We start from the raw sequence: 16,791 nt of genomic DNA on the forward strand, positions 1-16,791 counted from the left end.
GACCCTACGAGCCGGACGGCCCAGGAGTATGGTCCATTTCCATGGCGAGAACACGGGCCACTCTGGGCGTCGACCTCCACCTGGAACCCGCCGGACCGCACCTGCGGCGAGGGCTGACCGACGCCCTGCGCGAGGCCGTCCGCAGCGCCCGGCTCACGCCCGGCACCCGCCTGCCGTCCTCCCGCTCCCTCGCCGCCGACCTGGGCATCGCCCGCAACACGGTCGCCGACGCCTACGCCGACCTCGTCGCCGAGGGCTGGCTGACCGCCCGCCAGGGCTCGGGCACCCGGGTGGCGGACCGGACCGTCGTCCCGCCCGCCACCGCGGCGCCCCCGCGCCCCGAGCGGCGCGGACCCGCCTACGACCTGCGCCCCGGCACCCCCGACCTCGGCTCCTTCCCGCGCGCCGAGTGGCTCAGGGCGGCCCGCCGCGCCCTCACCGCCGCCCCCTCCGAAGCCCTCGGCTACGGCGACCCCCGCGGGCGCGTGGAGCTGCGCACCGCGCTCGCCGGCTACCTCTCACGCGCCCGCGGAGTACGCGCCGACCCCGAGCGGGTCGTGGTGTGCGCCGGGTTCGCGCACGGCCTGAAGCTGCTCACCGCCGTCCTGCGGGCCCGCGGGTCGCACACCGTCGCCGTCGAGTCCTACGGCCTGGACGAGCACTGGAGGCTGCTGCGGGCGGCCGGGCAGACGACGGCCGCGCTGCCCTTCGACGAACGGGGCACGGACACCGGGGGGCTGACCGACGAAGGGGCGGTCCTGCTCACCCCCGGCCACCAGTTCCCCATGGGCGTGCCCCTGCACCGCGACCGGCGGTCCGGCGTCGTGGACTGGGCCCGGCGCACCGGCGGGCTGGTCCTGGAGGACGACTACGACGGCGAGTTCCGCTACGACCGCCAGCCCGTCGGCGCCCTCCAGGGCCTCGACCCCGACCACGTGGTGTACCTGGGCACGGCGAGCAAGTCGCTCGCCCCCGGTCTGCGCCTGGGCTGGATGGTGCTGCCGCCGGGCCTGGTCGGCGAGGTGACGGCGGCCAAGGGCGAGACGGACACCTCCGGGGTCCTCGACCAGCTGACCCTGGCCGAGTTCCTGGCCTGCGGCGCCTACGACCGTCATGTCCGGGCCGCCCGCACCCGCTACCGCCGCCGCCGGGACGCACTGGTCGCCGCGCTGGCCGCCCGCGCCCCCGCGATCCGTGTCACCGGCATCGCGGCCGGCCTGCACGCCGTCCTGCGGCTGCCGCCCGGCACCCAGGGGGCGGTGCTGCGGGCCGCCGCCTACCAGGGCCTGGCCCTCGAAGCCCTCACCCCCCGCTTCCGCCACGCCGACGCGGCCACCGAGCACTTCGACGCCCTCGTCGTGGGGTACGGGACGCCGCCGGACCACGCCTGGTCGGGCGCGCTGGACGCGTTGTGCGCGGCGCTACCCTCCGGCGAGAACGGCTCCGGAATCCCCTTCCCCGGATAGGGAGTCCGCGACTTCCCGCGAGGTCCCGTGACTTCCCAGAAGACGAAGAGAAGACGAAGACGACCCCGGCGCGCTCTCAGGCGGCGCGCGCGTGCGTCCCACGGCCCCCGGTGCAGGGTCCGTCGGGTGTGCCCGGCGGGGCCGTGGGGCGTGAACTCGGCGGCGGGGGCCCGGACGCGTCCCCTCCGGCAGCCGGAGCGTCTCGCGGTGCGCCGACAGGGCCCGGCCGCACGGACGTTCGCGGCCCTCGCCGTCCGCCCCCAGGAGCAGCACCGGCAGGCCGTGCGCGCGGGGCAAGGGCCGCCGACGGGCCGACGGGCCCGCGCCCACGACGACGGCCGGGCTCAGGCGCGCACGCCCGCAGGGGCAGCGTTCACTCCGCGGGCGGCACGGTCTCCGGCGCCTCCCCGAACCGGGCCAGCGCCAGCGCCCCCGCGACGGCCACCGCGAACCCCAGCACGGCCAGCCACGCCAGCCCGTCCCGCGTGCGGTCGCCCAGCCACACCACCCCGACCAGCGCCGGACCGATCGTCTCCCCGATCACTATCCCGGCGGTGGCCGTCGTCACCGAACCCCGTTGCAGGGCCGTGGTCAGCAGCAGGAACGCGGCCCCGCCGCCCAGCAGCAGCGCGTACAGGGCGGGCTCCGTGAGCAGGGCCGCCGGGGACAGCGAGTCGATCAGCCGCACCGACACCTCCACCACCCCGAACCCGCAGCCCGCGCCGAGGCCCAGCGTCAGCGCCCGCCCCCGCTCGGGCAGCCGCCCGGCGACCAGCCCCAGCAGCAGCACCGCGACGGCCGCGCCGAGCATCGCCCACGGCAGGGCCGCCGGCCCGCTCTCCTCGCCCTCCGCGCCGGACGCCAGCCCCAGCATCCCGAGCCCCGCGCACACCACCGCCACGGCCGCCCACTCGGTCCGGCTCAGCCGCACGTGCAGCAGCCGCGCGGCGACCACCGCCGTCACCGCGAGGCTCGACGCGAGGGCCGCGCCCACGGCGTAGATCGGCACCGAGCGCAGCGCGATGATCTGGAACACGAAGCCCAGTCCGTCCAGCCCCAGCCCCGCCACGTAACGCCACTGGCGCACCGCCCGCAGCAGCAGCGCCGCGTCCCCCGCCGGGCCCCGCCCGTCGCCTCCCTCGGCGGCCGCCGCCCGCGCGGCCACCGCCTGCAACACCGTCGCCGCACCGAAGCAGACCGCCGCGCCGAGGGCGCACACCATTCCGAAGAGCACGAGAGGACTGTAGGCGAGCGGCTCCCCGCCGGGCCGCCCGCGTCCGCCGTCCGCGCGGTTGTCTAGGCTGGCGGCCGGAATTCGCCGTAGGGGCGAACGCCGTAGGGGCGAACCGACACGGGGAGACACGGACATGGCGGAGATACGGCGGCGGTTGCGTTCGGGCACGGTGGTGCTGGGGGGCGTGAGCCTGCTGGCCACGGCCCTCACCGCCTGCTCCTCCGACCCGGACAAGCGGTGCGTGGACCGCGACAGCTACACCCGCGCCAAGGGCTACAAGGTCATCGCCGACAAGAACTGCAAGTCCGGCTCGACGTCGCACGCCGTCTGGTACTACGGCGGCAGCAAGAAGGGCTCCTTCGTCGAGGGCGGCTCCCTCTCCAAGTCCGGCAAGGGCTCCGGCGGTTCGAGCAGCGGCGGCTCGGGCGGGGGCGTCGACCGCGGCGGCTTCGGCGGCGGCCACAAGGGCGGCTCGGGCGGCTGACCGACCGGCACACCGTCACGACCGAATCCGGACCGGACGACCGGACCCGGACCGGACGACCGGACCCGGACCGGACGACCGGACCCGGACCGGACGACCGGACCCGGACCGGACGACCGGACCGAGCGGCTGAAGAGGACACCTCACCATGCGACGCCACACCGTCGAACCCCGCCCCGACTGGCAGCGGACCGTCGAGGAGCAGGGGCTCGTCTACCCGCTCACCCGCCACCCCGACGGCGTGCTGCGCCCCTACTGGGACGAGAGCGCCTACTACGAGTTCACCCTCGACGAGGTCGAGGCGCTGGAGGAGACCGTCGAGGAGCTGCACGCCATGTGCCTGGCGGCGGCCGCCCGTCTCGTCGACGCCGACCGCCTCGCCGACCTCGGCATCACCGACCCGCGGGTCGCCGCGGCGGTCGCCGAGGCCTGGCGGCGGCGCGCCGAACTCCCCTCCGTCTACGGCAGGTTCGACCTCCACTACGACGGCGGCGGCCCGGCGAGACTCCTGGAGTACAACGCCGACACCCCCACCTCCCTGGTGGAGGCCGCCTCTCCCCAGTGGTTCTGGATGGAGGACCGCTTCCCCGGCGCCGACCAGTGGAACTCCCTGCATGAACGTCTCGTCGCGGCCTGGCGGAGACAGGCCGCCCTGCTGCCGCCGGGCAGCCCGCTCCACTTCGCGCACTCCTCCGCCGACGAACTCGGCGAGGACCTCATGACGGTCGCCTACCTCAAGGAGACCGCCGAGCAGGCCGGTCTGGACACCGACTGGATAGCGATGGAGGAGATCGGCTGGGACCCGCTGTCCGGCCGCTTCGTCGACGGGCAGCTCCGCTTCATCCGCAGCTGCTTCAAGCTGTACCCGTGGGAGTGGCTCACCACCGACCGCTTCGCCGGTCACGTCCTCGCCACCCTCGACAACGGCGGCGGCACCGGCACGACGATGTGGATCGAGCCCGCCTGGAAGATGCTCCTGAGCAACAAGGCGCTGCTGGCCGTTTTGTGGGAGCTGTACCCCGGCCACCCCAACCTGCTGCCCGCCTACCTGGACGGCCCGCGCGAGCTGGCCGCCACCACCGGCTGGGCCGCCAAGCCCCTGCTGGGCCGTGAGGGCGCCGGCGTCACGCTCCACGAGAAGGGCGCGGATCCCGCCGTACGGGACGACGAGCCCTGCTGCTACCAGGAGCTGGCCCCGCTGCCCGCCTTCGACGGCAACCACGTCGTCCTCGGCGCCTGGGTCGTGGACGGGGAGGCGGCGGGCCTCGGCATCCGCGAGTCCAGCGGCCTGATCACCGACGAGTACGCCCGCTTCGTCCCGCACGTGATCCGCTGACCCGTACCCGGTAGGCTGGCGAACGGGCCGTGACTGGCGCGCTGGGATGGGACGGACCATCGGGGAGCGGCCCGTGAGCAGTGACAGTGCCGTGCGCCTGGGCCGAACCGAACTCGCCGTACGCCACGTCCGGAGGTCCCGATGCCCGAGAATTCCGCACCCCTGTCCACCGAGTCCACCGCCTTCCGCGCCGCCCTCGACGTGATCCGCGCCGTCGAGCCGCGCGTCGCCGACGCCATCGGCCAGGAGGTCCACGACCAGCGCGAGATGCTCAAGCTGATCGCCTCCGAGAACTACGCCTCCCCGGCGACCCTCCTCGCGATGGGCAACTGGTTCAGCGACAAGTACGCCGAGGGCACCGTCGGCCGCCGCTTCTACGCCGGCTGCCGCAACGTCGACACCGTCGAGTCGCTCGCCGCCGAGCACGCCCGCGAGCTGTTCGGCGCCCGCCACGCCTACGTCCAGCCGCACTCCGGCATCGACGCCAACCTGGTCGCCTTCTGGGCCGTCCTCGCCGACCGCGTCGAGGCCCCCTTCCTGGAGAAGACCGGCGTCCGCCAGGTCAACGACCTCACCGACGCCGATTGGGCCACGCTGCGCCAGGCGTTCGGCAACCAGCGCATGCTCGGCATGTCCCTGGACGCCGGCGGCCACCTGACCCACGGCTTCCGCCCGAACATCTCCGGAAAAATGTTCGATCAGCGCTCCTACGGCACGGACCCGGCGACCGGCCTCATCGACTACGACGCGCTGCGCACGACGGCCCGCGAGTTCAAGCCGATGATCATCGTCGCGGGTTACTCCGCGTACCCCCGTCTGGTGAACTTCCGGATCATGCGCGAGATCGCCGACGAGGTCGGCGCGACCCTCATGGTCGACATGGCGCACTTCGCGGGCCTGGTCGCCGGCAAGGTCCTCACCGGCGACTTCGACCCGGTTCCGCACGCCCAGATCGTCACGACGACCACCCACAAGTCGCTGCGCGGCCCGCGTGGCGGCATGGTCCTGTGCGACGACTCCCTCAAGGACCAGGTCGACCGCGGCTGCCCGATGGTCCTCGGGGGCCCGCTCCCGCACGTCATGGCCGCCAAGGCCGTCGCCCTCGCCGAGGCCCGGCAGCCGTCCTTCCAGGACTACGCGCAGCGCATCGTGGACAACTCCCGCGCGCTGGCCGAGGGCCTGATGCGCCGGGGCGCGACCCTGGTCACCGGCGGCACGGACAACCACCTCAACCTGATCGACGTCGCCTCCTCCTACGGCCTCACCGGCCGCCAGGCCGAGGCCGCGCTGCTCGACTCGGGCATCGTCACCAACCGCAACGCCATCCCCGCCGACCCCAACGGGGCCTGGTACACCTCCGGCGTGCGCATCGGCACCCCGGCGCTGACCACCCGCGGTCTCGGCACGGTGGAGATGGACGAGGTGGCGGGGCTGATCGACCGGGTGCTGACCACGGCCGAGCCGGGCGTCACGAAGTCGGGCGCGCCGTCGAAGGCCTCTCATGTCCTCGACCCCAAGGTCTCGGACGAGATCTCCCGCCGGGCCACCGACCTCGTGGCGGGCTTCCCGCTGTACCCCGAGATCGACCTCGGCTGACGCGCTGTCCCGGGCGGCCCCGTCCAGGCCGCCCGGGACGCGTCCCGGCCGCTCCCCGGGCTCTGCGACAATGTGGGCATGGCCTCAGACCGACCTCGCGTGCTCTCCGGAATCCAGCCCACCGCGGGCTCGTTCCACCTCGGCAACTACCTCGGCGCCGTCCGCCAGTGGGTGGCCCTCCAGGAGTCCCACGACGCGTTCTACATGGTCGTCGACCTGCACGCGATCACCGTCCCGCAGGATCCGAAGGAGCTGACCGCGAACACGCGGCTGGCCGCCGCCCAGCTCCTCGCGGCCGGGCTCGACCCCGAGCGGTGCACGCTGTTCGTGCAGAGCCACGTCCCCGAGCACGCGCAGCTCGCCTGGGTGATGAACTGCCTCACCGGCTTCGGCGAGGCCAGCCGCATGACGCAGTTCAAGGACAAGTCCGCCCGGCAGGGCGCCGACCGCGCGTCCGTCGGCCTGTTCACGTACCCGATCCTCCAGGTCGCGGACATCCTGCTGTACCAGGCCGACGAGGTGCCGGTCGGCGAGGACCAGCGCCAGCACATCGAGCTGACCCGCGACCTCGCCGAGCGCTTCAACGGCCGCTACGGCGCCACCTTCACCGTGCCCAGGCCGTACATCCCGAAGGAGACGGGCAAGATCTACGACCTTCAGGACCCGTCGATCAAGATGAGCAAGTCGGCGTCCACGCCGAAGGGCCTCATCAACCTGCTCGACGAGCCGAAGGCGACCGCCAAGAAGGTCCGCAGCGCGGTCACGGACACCGACACGGTGATCCGCTACGACACCGAGAACAAGCCGGGCGTCAGCAACCTGCTCGGCATCTACTCGACCCTCACCGGGACCGCCGTGGCCGAGCTGGAGCGGCAGTACGAGGGCAAGCTGTACGGCGCGCTGAAGACGGACCTGGCCGAGGTCGTCGTCGACTTCGTGACGCCGTTCCGGGACCGTACGCAGCAGTACCTGGACGACCCCGAGACGCTCGACTCGATCCTGGCCAAGGGCGCGGAGAAGGCGCGCGCGGTCGCCGCGGAGACGCTCTCGCGGACGTACGAGAGGGTGGGCTTCCTGCCCGCGAAGCACTGAAGGCGCGCGGAGGCGCGGGGGGGCGCACCGCACACGTGTTCCTTCGGGCAGAGCGCTGCACATCACTTCCCCCGCGCCTGCCGAGAGCACAGCCGTGGCCGTACAGTCGATATCCGTACGCCCGAGTACGAACCCGGCGCCCGCCACCCCGCCGGCACGACAGACGACATGACGACAGGACGACAGGAGAAGACGTGGGGACCGTAACGATCGGCGTGTCGATCGCGGTCCCGGAGCCTCACGGCAGCCTGCTCCAGGAGCGGCGCTCAGGCTTCGGCGACGCCGCGGCTCACGGCATCCCCACCCATGTCACCCTGCTGCCGCCGACCGAGGTCGGGGCGGGCGCGCTGCCGGCCGTCGAGGCGCATCTCAGCACGGTCGCCGCGGCCGCCCGGCCCTTCCCGATGCGGCTGTGCGGCACCGGCACCTTCCGCCCGCTGTCGCCGGTGGTGTACCTGCGGGTGGTCGAGGGCGCCGAGACCTGCGCCCTGCTCCAGCAGCGCATCCGGGACGCCTCGGGGCCTCTGGTCCGCGAGTTGCAGTTCCCCTACCACCCGCACGTCACCGTCGCGCACGGCATCGACGAGGCGGCGATGGACCGGGCGTTCGAGGAGCTCGCCGGGTACGAGGCGGCCTGGCCCTGCACCGGGTTCGCCCTCGCCGAGCAGGGCGCCGACGGCGTCTGGCGCAAGCTGCGCGAGTACCCCTTCGGCGGTGCGGTGGTCCCGCCGCAGGCCGCCCGCCTGGACCGCGGCTGGAACCGCGGCTCCCTGCCGGCCCGCTAGGGGCCCCCGCGTCAGAGCGGCAGTCGGCGGAACAGTCCGCGTGGGGTGTGCCGCAGGGCGGACATGGCCACGCGGAGCAGGCCCGGCACCCACACGGTCTCCGAGCGGCGGCGCAGCCCCAGCTCGACGGCGGTGGCGACCGCCTCCGGCGTCGTCGCCAGCGGCGGCTGCGGCAGCCCGGCGGTCATCTTCGTCCGGACGAAGCCGGGGCGCACCACCATGACGTGCACGCCCGTGCCGTGCAGCGCGTCGCCCAGGCCCTGGGCGAAGGCGTCGAGGCCGGCCTTGCTGGAGCCGTAGATGAAGTTCGAGCGGCGGGCCCGCTCGCCGGCGACGGAGGAGAGCACGACCAGGGAGCCGTGGCCCTGCGTCTGCAACGCCCGGGCGGCGATCAGGCCCGCGGACACCGCCCCCGTGTAGTTGGTCCGGGCGACGCGCACGGCGGCCGCGGGGTCGCGCTCGTCGTGGGCCTGGTCGCCGAGGACGCCGAAGGCGAGCAGCACCAGGTCGACGTCGCCCTCGGCGAACACCTTGCCGAGGACGGCCTCGTGGGCCTCGGGGTCCAGCGCGTCGAACGGGACGGTGTGCACGTCGGCCCCGAGCAGGCGCAGCCGGGCGGCCGCCGACTCCAGGGCGGGGGAGGGGCGGCCCGCCAGCCATACCGTGCGGGTGCGGCGGGCGATCAGCCGGCGCGCGGTGGCCAGGGCGATCTCGGACGTGCCGCCGAGGACGAGAAGGGACTGGGGGAGGCCGAAGGCGTCCTTCATGCTGGCTCCTGGAAGTCGAGTCGGCGGGCGAGGTCGGACATGAACACCCCGCGCGGGTCCAGCTCCGCGCGCAGCGCGCGGAAGTCGTCCAGTCGCGGGTACATCGCGGCGAGCAGGTCCGGCCGCAGCCGGGAGTCCTTGGCGAGGTAGACGCGGCCCCCGGCGGCGGCCACCTCCTCGTCCAGTTCGTCGAGGAAGGCGCCGAGTCCGGGGAGGCCGGCGGGGACGTCCAGTGCGAGGGTCCAGCCCGGCCGGGGGAAGGACAGCCAGCCCGGGTCGGCCTCCCCGAACCGTTTGAGGACGGCGAGGAAGGACGGGCAGCGGCGGGCCGAGATGCGCTGCACGATCCGGCGCAGGGTCTCCTCCCGGCCGTGTCCGACGACGAACTGGTACTGCACGAAGCCGCCGCGGCCGTAGACGCGGTTCCAGTGCGGGACGCCGTCCAGCGGGTGGAAGAAGGCGGAGAGCCGCTGGAGTTCGCCGGTCCGCGCGCGGGGGGCCCGGCGGTACCAGAGTTCGTTGAACAGGGCGACGCCGGTGCGGGTGACGAGGCCGTCGGGGAGGTGGGCGGGCGGGGCCGGGAGCCGGGAGGGGCGGAACGCGAGCGGCGTCCTGCGCGTCCGGGGCGGCAGCGCGTCCAGGGGGGCGTGGTCGCCGCGGGTCAGCACCGCGCGTCCGGTGGCCGCGCCGCGCGCGAGGAGGTCGATCCAGGCGACGGAGTACCGGTGGCGGTGGTCGCCGTCGGTGAGCCGGGCCATCAGGTCGTCGAGGTCGGCGGTGCGCTCGGTGTCGACGCACATCAGGGAGGTCTCGACGGGCTGGAGCCGGACCGTGGCCGTGAGGACGATCCCGGTCAGGCCCATGCCGCCGGCGGTCGCGTCGAAGAGGGGGGTGCCCGGTCGCACCGTGCGGACCGTGCCGTCGGCGGTGAGCAGCTCGAAGGAGGTCACATGGCGGGCGAAGGAGCCCGAGACGTGGTGGTTCTTGCCGTGGATGTCGGCGGCGATCGCCCCGCCCACGGTCACGTAGCGGGTGCCGGGGGTCACCGGCACGAACCAGCCGAGCGGCAGCAGGACCTCTGTCAGCCGGTGCAGCGAGACGCCCGCGTCGCACAGGACGACGCCGGCGTCGGCGTCGACGACGTGGATGCGGTCCAGTCCGGTGACGTCGACGACCGTGCCGCCCGCGTTCTGCGCCGCGTCCCCGTAGGCCCGCCCCAGGCCCCTGGGGATGGCGCCCCGGGCGCCGCAGTCCCGGACGGCCGCGACGGCCTCGGGATAGGTCCGGGGGCGGATCACCCGCGCGACGGTGGGGGCCGTGCGGCCCCATCCCGTGACGGAAACTGTCTCGGAAACGGTCTCGGCAGGCATGGGGGCGACCGTATCGCCCCTATGTGAGCGAGTAGTTGCTAAACCTCCTAATCATCCCCGAAATGGGTGATTAATGGGATGCCGCCCCATATTGCCGGGGTTCCGGCGAGGTCGGCGTGAACAGTGGGTCCACATGGACGAACTGGATGAAACGGGACGAATTGGCGCGCCGGGTGGCCCGAGCGGCCTCGACCACCGGATCCTCTCCGCGGTGCACGCCCGCGCCGCCCACCCGGGCGTGGCCCGCGCCGCCCGCGCCCTGTCCCGGGCCGGCGAGCACGGCGCCCTGTGGCTCGCGGTGGGCGCCGCCGGGGCCGTCGCCGACTCCCCGCGCCGCGCCGCCTGGCTGCGCGCCACCGCGCTCACCGCCGGCGCGCACCTCGCCGGCATGGGCCTGAAGCGGATCGTCCGCCGCCCGCGCCCCCGGCACGTCGAGCCCCTGGTGCGCACCGCCGGCCGGCACTCCTTCCCCAGCTCGCACGCCGCCGCCGCGGGCGCCGCCGCCGTCGCCTACGGCGCGCTCGGCGCGTACGCCGTCCCGCCGCTGGCCGCCGCGATGTGCCTGTCCCGGCTCGTCGCCGGCGTCCACTACCCCTCCGACGTGGCGGCCGGCGCCGCCCTGGGCGTCCTCACCGCGAGCCTCGGGGCACGCCGGACGACGGCGGGAGGGCGACGTGGCTGAGGCCCTGCTGCACCGGCAGCGCACCCACCCCCCGCGGCCGCCCCGGCCGCCGGTGCGCCCCGGCACCCTCCTCGGCGGCCTCCTGCGCACCGCCCGCCCACGGCAGTGGGTCAAGAACGTCCTGGTCGTCGCCGCCCCCGCCGCCGCGGGCCGGCTCGCCGGCCTGCACACCGCCGCCCAACTCGCCCTCGTCTTCGTCCTGTTCACCGCCTGCTCGGCCGCCGTCTACCTGGTCAACGACGCCCGCGACGCCGAGGCCGACCGCGCCCACCCCGCCAAACGCCACCGACCGGTCGCCGCCGGACAGGTCCCCGCGCCCCTCGCGTACGCCGTCGGCGGCGCCCTCGCGGTCCTCGCACCGCTCGCCGCGGCCCGGCTCGCCAACCCCGCCGTCGCCGCGCTCCTGGCCGCCTACCTGGTCGTGCAACTGGCCTACTGCCTGCGCCTGAAGCACGTCCTGGTCCTCGACCTCGTCGTCGTCACGACCGGCTTCCTGATGCGGGCCACGGCCGGCGGACTCGCCCTCGGCATCCCCCTGTCCCGCTGGTTCCTGATCACCACCGGCTTCGGCGCGCTGTTCATGGTCGCCGCCAAGCGCTACTCCGAGGCCGTGCAGATGGCCGGACACGCGGGCGCCACCCGCGCGCTGCTCACCGAGTACACCACCGGCTACCTGCGCTTCGTCTGGCAGCTGGCCGCCGGGGTCGCCGTCCTCGGCTACTGCCTGTGGGCCCTGGAGGAGGGCGGCGTCGCGCACACCGGCGTGCTGCCCTGGCGTCAGCTGTCCGTCGTCGCCTTCGTCCTGGCCGTCCTGCGCTACGCGGTCTTCGCCGACCGGGGCGCCGCCGGAGAACCCGAGGACGTCGTCCTCGGCGACCGCGCCCTCGCCCTCATCGCCCTGGCCTGGCTCGCCATGTACGGGCTCGCGGTGGCCGACTGGTAGGCCGCCGCACCGCCCCGGCGGCGACCGTCCCGCGGCCCGCGCCGCACCCGGCCCGCGGACTTCGGCGTCAGCCGCGCCCAGCAGGGCAGAGTGGGGTCATGGACTGGCTGAAGAAGCTCCCCGGCGTCGGGCCGTGGATCGCGCGCCTCATGGCCACGCACGCGTGGCGGTCGTACGAGCGCCTGGACCGGGTCAAGTGGACGCGGCTGGCCGCCGCCATGACCTTCGTCAGCTTCGTCGCCCTCTTCCCGCTGCTCACCGTCGCCGCGGCCGTCGCCGCCGCCACGCTCAGCGACTCCCAGCAGCAGGAACTCCAGGACAAGATCGCCGACCAGGTCCCCGGCATCTCCGACCAGCTCGACGTCCACAGCCTCGTCCAGAACGCCGGCACCGTCGGCTCCATCGCCGGCGCGATCCTGCTGCTCACCGGCATCGGCTGGGTCGGCCAGATGCGGGACTGCCTGCGCGCGGTGTGGGAGTGCCCCGACAAGGACGAGAACCCCGTCCTCGCCAAGGCCAAGGACGCCGGCGTCCTCGTCGGCCTCGGCGGCGCGCTGCTGCTGACCATCGCCATCTCCACCCTCGCCTCGGCCCTGGTCGGCTGGATCACCGACGAGCTGGGCATCGACCGGGCCGGCTGGGGCAGCGTCCTGCTGCGCGTCGCCGCGTTCTCCGTCGCCGTGCTCGCCGACTTCCTCCTGCTGCTGTACGTCCTGACGCTGCTGCCCGGCGTCGAACCGACCCGGCGCCGCCTGGTCGTCGCCGCCCTCATCGGCGCCGTCGGCTTCGAACTGCTGAAGCTGCTGCTCAGCGGCTATATGCAGGGCGTGGCCGCCAAGAGCATGTACGGCGCGTTCGGCGTGCCCATCGCCCTGCTGCTGTGGATCAACTTCACCTCGAAGCTGGTCCTGTACTGCGCGGCCTGGACGGCGACGGGCAGCGCGCCCGACGGCTCCCGCGACGCCGACGTCAGCGACGGCGTCGTACCAGGTCCGGCAGCGGCCACCGGCGGTTGACCAGGAACGCGCCGCCCGCGAGCAGCGCCAGCAGACCGCCGGTGACCGCCAGCGCGGTCCACATCCCGCCCGAGCCGCCGCCGGCCACCGCGCCCGCGACCGGCCTGTGCGACACGTTCCCCGCGCCGCCGGCCTGACCGCCCTCCACGGCGGACGACGGGTTCGCGCCGGGCTGCGCACTGCCGTGCACGCCCTGCGGCCGGACCAGCTCGCCCACCGGCGTCACCTTGCCGTCGGCCTGGAAGCCCCAGTCGAGCAGGGCCGCGGCCTCCTTGTAGACCTCGTTGTGGTCCGTCTTCGACGGGTTCATGACCGTCACCAGCAGCACCTTGCCGTTGCGTTCGGCGACCCCGGTGAAGGTGGCGCCCGCGTTGGTGGTGTTGCCGTTCTTCACGCCCGCGATCCCCGGGTACTGCGTGATGTCGTAGTCGCCGCTCAGCAGCCGGTTGGTGTTCTGGATCTCGAAGGACCCGCGGGAGATCTTCCCCTTCTTGTTCTTCGTCGTCTCGCCGGGGAACTTGGCCGAGACCGTCGAGCAGTACTCCCGGAAGTCGGCCTTCTGAAGACCCGAACGCGCGAACAGGGTCAGGTCGTACGCCGAGGACACCTGGCCGGGGGCGTCGTAGCCGTCCGGGGAGACGACGTGCGTGTCCAGGGCCTGGAGTTCACCGGCGTGCTCGTTCATCTCCTCGACGGTCGCCGCCACACCGCCGTTCATCGCCGACAGCACGTGCACGGCGTCGTTGCCGGAGCGCAGGAAGACGCCGAGCCACAGGTCGTGGACCGTGTACGTCTCGCCCTCCTTTATCCCGACGAGGCTGGACCCCTCTCCCATGCCGGCCAGGTCCTTCGGGTCCACCTTGTGCACGGTGTTCTTGGGGAACCTCGGCAGGACGGTGTCGGCGAACAGCATCTTCATCGTGCTCGCCGGGGGCAGCCGCCAGTGCGCGTTGTGCGAGGCCAGCACGTCGCCCGACTCGGCGTCCGCGACGATCCACGAGCGCGCCGTGAGGTCCTTGGGCAGCACCGGCGCACCGCCCGCGATCGCCACCTGCGTCCCGGCCTGCCCGAGCCTCGTGCCGCCCACGGTCGACATGCCCGGCGGGGGAGTGACCGACGGGCCGCCCGTCGGCGAGGCCGGGGGCGAGCCCTTCGGCGGCGCGGACGGCGCACCGGACGCCGCCGGCGACGGCGACGGCTTCGGCGCGGCGAGCGAGACGGGCGCGGTCAGCGCGAGGGACGCGAGGGTCGCGGAGGTGACCAGCAGGGCACGCCTGGCGGTCCGGTTCATGGGTGCGGGCACGACGGAGAAATTACCCGGCGCGCGACGGGAAGTCCCGCCGCCCTCCCCACCCCGGTCACGGATCAGGACACCGGGCGGCGATACTGAACGCATGACGCTCAGCCGCCGCCTCTGCTGGTTCCTGCTCGCCTTCGGGGTGTGGAGCTGGATCATCTGGATCACTTTCGTCAAGAACCTGGTCAAGGACGGCAGCGGACTCGCCTTCGACGACGGCCGCCCCACGGCCTACTTCTGGGTGCACCTCACGCTCGCCGTCGTCTCCTTCCTCCTGGGGACGGCCGTCGGAGCCATCGGGTTGCGTGGTCTGCGCGCACTCCACCGGACGGCATAGCGGTGCCGGTCGTCCTCGCACTGCTCGCCCTCACCCTCCTGGCCGCCGCCAACCGGTACCTGTGGCTGCGCCTGTTCCGCGACACGACCCGCGGCCCCGGCCGCACGCGCCGCGCCGGCGCCGCGCTGCTCGCGGGCGGCTGGGCGCTGGCCATCGGCGCCCTGGCCGCCGAACGCGCCGGCGCGCCCTTCCCGCTCCAGCGGGTCCTGGCCTGGCCCGGCTTCCTGTGGCTGGCCCTCTCGGTCTACCTGCTGCTCGCCGTGCTCGCGGGCGAGGCCCTGCGGCCGCTGCTGCGCCGCCTCCTGGAGCGGCGCGCCCGGACCGGCGCGCCCGCCGGGGCGTCCGCGGCCCCCGCCCGGCCCGAGCCCCTCCCGGTGGGCACGCGGCCCGCGGGCGAGGCCGCTTCCGTGACGCCCCCGGCGCCCCCGTCCGCGGCGACGCCGGATCCCTCCCGGCGGCTGTTCGTCTCCCGCGTGGTGGCCGGGACGGCGGCCGCGGCCGCCGCGGGCACGGTCGGCTACGGCACCTACGGCGTGCTGCGCGGCCCCCGCGTCAAGCGGGTGACCGTGCCCCTGGCCAAGCTGCCGCGCGCCGCCCACGGCTACCGCATCGCCGTCGTCAGCGACATCCACCTGAGCCCGGTGCTCGGGCGGGGTTTCGCGCAGAAGGTCGTCGACACGGTCAACGGAACGCAGCCCGACCTGATCGCCGTCGTCGGCGACCTCGTCGACGGCAGCGTCAAGGACCTGGGCCCGGCCGCCGCCCCGCTGGCCGGGCTGCGGGCCCGGCACGGCACCTACTTCGTGACCGGCAACCACGAGTACTTCTCCGGCGCCGGGCAGTGGGTCGAGGAGGTGCGCCGGCTCGGGCTGGACCCGCTGGAGAACGCCCGCACCGAGCTGCCCTGGTTCGACCTGGCCGGAGTGAACGACATCGCCGGCGAGAGCGAGGGCCAGGGCCCCGACTTCGCCCGGGCCCTCGGCGGCCGCGACCCGGCACGCGTGTGCGTGCTCCTCGCCCACCAGCCCGTCCAGATCCACGACGCCGTACGCCACGGCGTCGACCTCCAGCTCTCGGGACACACCCACGGCGGCCAGTTGTGGCCCGGCAGCCTCCTCGCGAAGGCCGCCAACCCCACCGTCGCGGGCCTGGAGCGCTACGGCGACACGCAGTTGTACGTGTCCCGGGGCGCGGGCGCCTGGGGTCCGCCCACGCGCGTGGGCGCCCCCTCCGACATCACCGTCGTCCAACTGGCCGCCACCCGCTGACTCCTGACCGGAGAACACGGCCTGCGAACACCCTGTGAAACCCGGCGCAAACACCCCGACGGTAAGTTCTTTCTCATCTCGCCAGAATCCTCTTCCGCCACCCGAAACTCCTGTGATTAGGTGAGCCCGCCGCCAAGGGGAGCGGCGCTTTTTTGTGGCTTGGGCCCGTCTTGCGGCCTGGGGAGGCAGGACACCACCATGCGATCTGTTCGCATGCGGATTCTCTTGACACTGAGCGTTTTCAGTGTGGCCACCGATCGGGTGACGGAGCGGTGTGAAGGTCGGGGTGCGCAACGGACAGGGCTCCCGTGCCGTTGAGAGAGGTGTTCAACGTCTCAACTCAGCAGCACAGGAGCCCTGTTGGTTCCGTATCCTGCCGCACTCGACCTGCCTCACGCCCTGGTCGAGTGGGTCACGATGCTCATCGTCACCCGCGAGGGTGACCGGCGGTGCAAACTCCCGCCGCACCGCCGTGCGCTCGTCGCACTCGTGTACCTGCGCCGGCATGACACCCTCGCCCGCATCGCCGCGGCCTTCGGGATATCCGTCGGCACCGCCCACGCCTACATCACCTCCGTCACCGGCTTGCTCGCCGAGCAGGCACCGGGCCTGCTGAAGACGCTGCGCGAGCACGACCCGGACTTCGCCCTCCTGGACGGCACGCTCGCCGAGTGCGACCGCGTCGGCGACGGCCGGGCCGACTACTCGGCGAAACACAAACGGCACGGGGTGAACGTGCAGGTCGTCACCGATCCGGCCGGCGAGATCCTGTGGCTGTCCCCAGCGCTGCCGGGCCGGACCCACGACCTGACCGCCGCCCGCACCCACAAGATCCTCCGGATCTGCGAGCGGCAGGGCGTCCCGGTCCTCGCCGACATGGCCTACATCGGCGCCGGTGACTGGGTCACCACCGCCAAGCGCCGCCCGCCCCACGGTGAACTCACCTTCACCGACCGGACCAGGAACCGGGCCCTCTCCGCCGCCAGGGCACCCGTCGAACGCGGCATGGCCCGGCTCAAGTCCTGGCAGATCTTCCGCAGATCCCGCATCAGCCCCAACCGCATGACCGTCATCGCCAAAGCCGTCCTCACCCTGGAGAGGCAACGCTGAAAAGGTTC

The 16,791-nt window shown here is 73.9% G+C and carries 16 protein-coding genes and 1 riboswitch; of the genes, 12 read left to right on the plus strand and 4 right to left on the minus strand.

Annotation, left to right across the window (positions count from 1 at the left end; all coding sequences use genetic code 11):
- Positions 1 to 41 precede the first annotated feature (41 nt).
- Positions 42 to 1,466, plus strand: a complete 1,425-nt coding sequence (gene pdxR, locus OG802_RS21855) for a MocR-like pyridoxine biosynthesis transcription factor PdxR (RefSeq protein WP_329412896.1) — start codon at positions 42 to 44, stop codon at positions 1,464 to 1,466.
- Between the two features lie 373 nt (positions 1,467 to 1,839).
- Here pdxR and OG802_RS21860 read toward each other — a convergent pair whose 3' ends face one another.
- Positions 1,840 to 2,688 (minus strand): hypothetical protein, encoded by an 849-nt coding sequence (locus tag OG802_RS21860; protein WP_329417264.1) that lies wholly within the window; start codon positions 2,686 to 2,688, stop codon positions 1,840 to 1,842.
- Between the two features lie 145 nt (positions 2,689 to 2,833).
- Between OG802_RS21860 and OG802_RS21865 the strand changes: the two genes are divergently transcribed.
- The 5 genes from OG802_RS21865 to OG802_RS21885 all read left to right on the plus strand — a co-directional run bounded on the left by OG802_RS21865 (position 2,834) and on the right by OG802_RS21885 (position 7,993).
- Positions 2,834 to 3,184, plus strand: a complete 351-nt coding sequence (locus OG802_RS21865) for a hypothetical protein (protein ID WP_329412898.1) — start codon at positions 2,834 to 2,836, stop codon at positions 3,182 to 3,184.
- Positions 3,185 to 3,332: 148 nt separating this feature from the next.
- On the plus strand, positions 3,333 to 4,520 hold the full coding sequence (locus OG802_RS21870) for a glutathionylspermidine synthase family protein (RefSeq protein ID WP_329412899.1): 1,188 nt from the start codon (positions 3,333 to 3,335) through the stop codon (positions 4,518 to 4,520).
- A 19-nt stretch (positions 4,521 to 4,539) separates the two neighbouring features.
- A riboswitch (ZMP/ZTP riboswitch) is annotated at positions 4,540 to 4,630 on the plus strand.
- Positions 4,631 to 4,661: 31 nt separating this feature from the next.
- The gene (locus OG802_RS21875) at positions 4,662 to 6,116 is read left to right on the plus strand and encodes a glycine hydroxymethyltransferase (RefSeq protein ID WP_329412901.1); all 1,455 of its coding nucleotides are present in this window, start codon (positions 4,662 to 4,664) and stop codon (positions 6,114 to 6,116) included.
- Between the two features lie 78 nt (positions 6,117 to 6,194).
- Positions 6,195 to 7,208: a tryptophan--tRNA ligase gene (trpS, locus tag OG802_RS21880; protein ID WP_329412902.1), complete on the plus strand. Its 1,014-nt coding sequence runs from the start codon at positions 6,195 to 6,197 to the stop codon at positions 7,206 to 7,208.
- A 194-nt stretch (positions 7,209 to 7,402) separates the two neighbouring features.
- Positions 7,403 to 7,993 (plus strand): 2'-5' RNA ligase family protein, encoded by a 591-nt coding sequence (locus OG802_RS21885; RefSeq protein WP_329412904.1) that lies wholly within the window; start codon positions 7,403 to 7,405, stop codon positions 7,991 to 7,993.
- Between the two features lie 11 nt (positions 7,994 to 8,004).
- Here the strand turns inward: OG802_RS21885 and OG802_RS21890 are convergent, their stop codons facing one another.
- Together OG802_RS21890 and OG802_RS21895 are read right to left on the minus strand one after the other, a co-directional pair.
- The gene (locus OG802_RS21890) at positions 8,005 to 8,760 is read right to left on the minus strand and encodes a decaprenylphospho-beta-D-erythro-pentofuranosid-2-ulose 2-reductase (RefSeq protein ID WP_329412906.1); all 756 of its coding nucleotides are present in this window, start codon (positions 8,758 to 8,760) and stop codon (positions 8,005 to 8,007) included.
- Positions 8,757 to 10,130, minus strand: a complete 1,374-nt coding sequence (locus tag OG802_RS21895) for an FAD-binding oxidoreductase (RefSeq protein WP_329412908.1) — start codon at positions 10,128 to 10,130, stop codon at positions 8,757 to 8,759. Before OG802_RS21895 ends, OG802_RS21890 begins: the two co-directional genes overlap by 4 nt.
- A 133-nt stretch (positions 10,131 to 10,263) precedes the next feature.
- On the opposite strand from OG802_RS21895, the gene OG802_RS21900 reads away from it, so the two are divergent.
- The 3 genes from OG802_RS21900 (at position 10,264) to OG802_RS21910 (ending at position 12,771) form a co-directional block, all read left to right on the plus strand.
- The gene (locus OG802_RS21900) at positions 10,264 to 10,812 is read left to right on the plus strand and encodes a phosphatase PAP2 family protein (RefSeq protein ID WP_329412910.1); all 549 of its coding nucleotides are present in this window, start codon (positions 10,264 to 10,266) and stop codon (positions 10,810 to 10,812) included.
- Complete coding sequence (locus OG802_RS21905; RefSeq protein WP_329412911.1) at positions 10,805 to 11,755, plus strand: decaprenyl-phosphate phosphoribosyltransferase; 951 nt, start codon at positions 10,805 to 10,807, stop codon at positions 11,753 to 11,755. Before OG802_RS21900 ends, OG802_RS21905 begins: the two co-directional genes overlap by 8 nt.
- Positions 11,756 to 11,853: 98 nt before the next feature.
- Positions 11,854 to 12,771, plus strand: a complete 918-nt coding sequence (locus tag OG802_RS21910) for a YihY/virulence factor BrkB family protein (RefSeq protein ID WP_329412913.1) — start codon at positions 11,854 to 11,856, stop codon at positions 12,769 to 12,771.
- On the opposite strand, the gene OG802_RS21915 is transcribed toward OG802_RS21910, so the two are convergent.
- The gene (locus OG802_RS21915; RefSeq protein ID WP_443055450.1) at positions 12,725 to 14,062 is read right to left on the minus strand and encodes a D-alanyl-D-alanine carboxypeptidase; all 1,338 of its coding nucleotides are present in this window, start codon (positions 14,060 to 14,062) and stop codon (positions 12,725 to 12,727) included. The genes OG802_RS21910 and OG802_RS21915 overlap by 47 nt on opposite strands.
- Before the next feature lie 103 nt (positions 14,063 to 14,165).
- Here OG802_RS21915 and OG802_RS21920 point away from each other — a divergent pair, with 103 nt between their 5' ends.
- The 3 genes from OG802_RS21920 to OG802_RS21930 all read left to right on the plus strand — a co-directional run bounded on the left by OG802_RS21920 (position 14,166) and on the right by OG802_RS21930 (position 16,783).
- A complete protein-coding gene (locus OG802_RS21920) occupies positions 14,166 to 14,405 on the plus strand; it encodes an SCO4848 family membrane protein (protein WP_329412916.1) in 240 nt (79 codons plus the stop codon).
- Between the two features lie 2 nt (positions 14,406 to 14,407).
- Positions 14,408 to 15,673, plus strand: coding sequence for a metallophosphoesterase (locus OG802_RS21925; RefSeq protein ID WP_329412918.1), 1,266 nt, complete (start codon positions 14,408 to 14,410; stop codon positions 15,671 to 15,673).
- 360 nt (positions 15,674 to 16,033) lie between these two features.
- On the plus strand, positions 16,034 to 16,783 hold the full coding sequence (locus OG802_RS21930; protein WP_329407288.1) for a transposase family protein: 750 nt from the start codon (positions 16,034 to 16,036) through the stop codon (positions 16,781 to 16,783).
- The last annotated feature ends 8 nt before the right edge of the window (positions 16,784 to 16,791 follow it).

The sequence above is a fragment of the Streptomyces sp. NBC_00704 genome (assembly GCF_036226605.1).
Classification (GTDB): Bacteria; Actinomycetota; Actinomycetes; order Streptomycetales; family Streptomycetaceae; genus Streptomyces.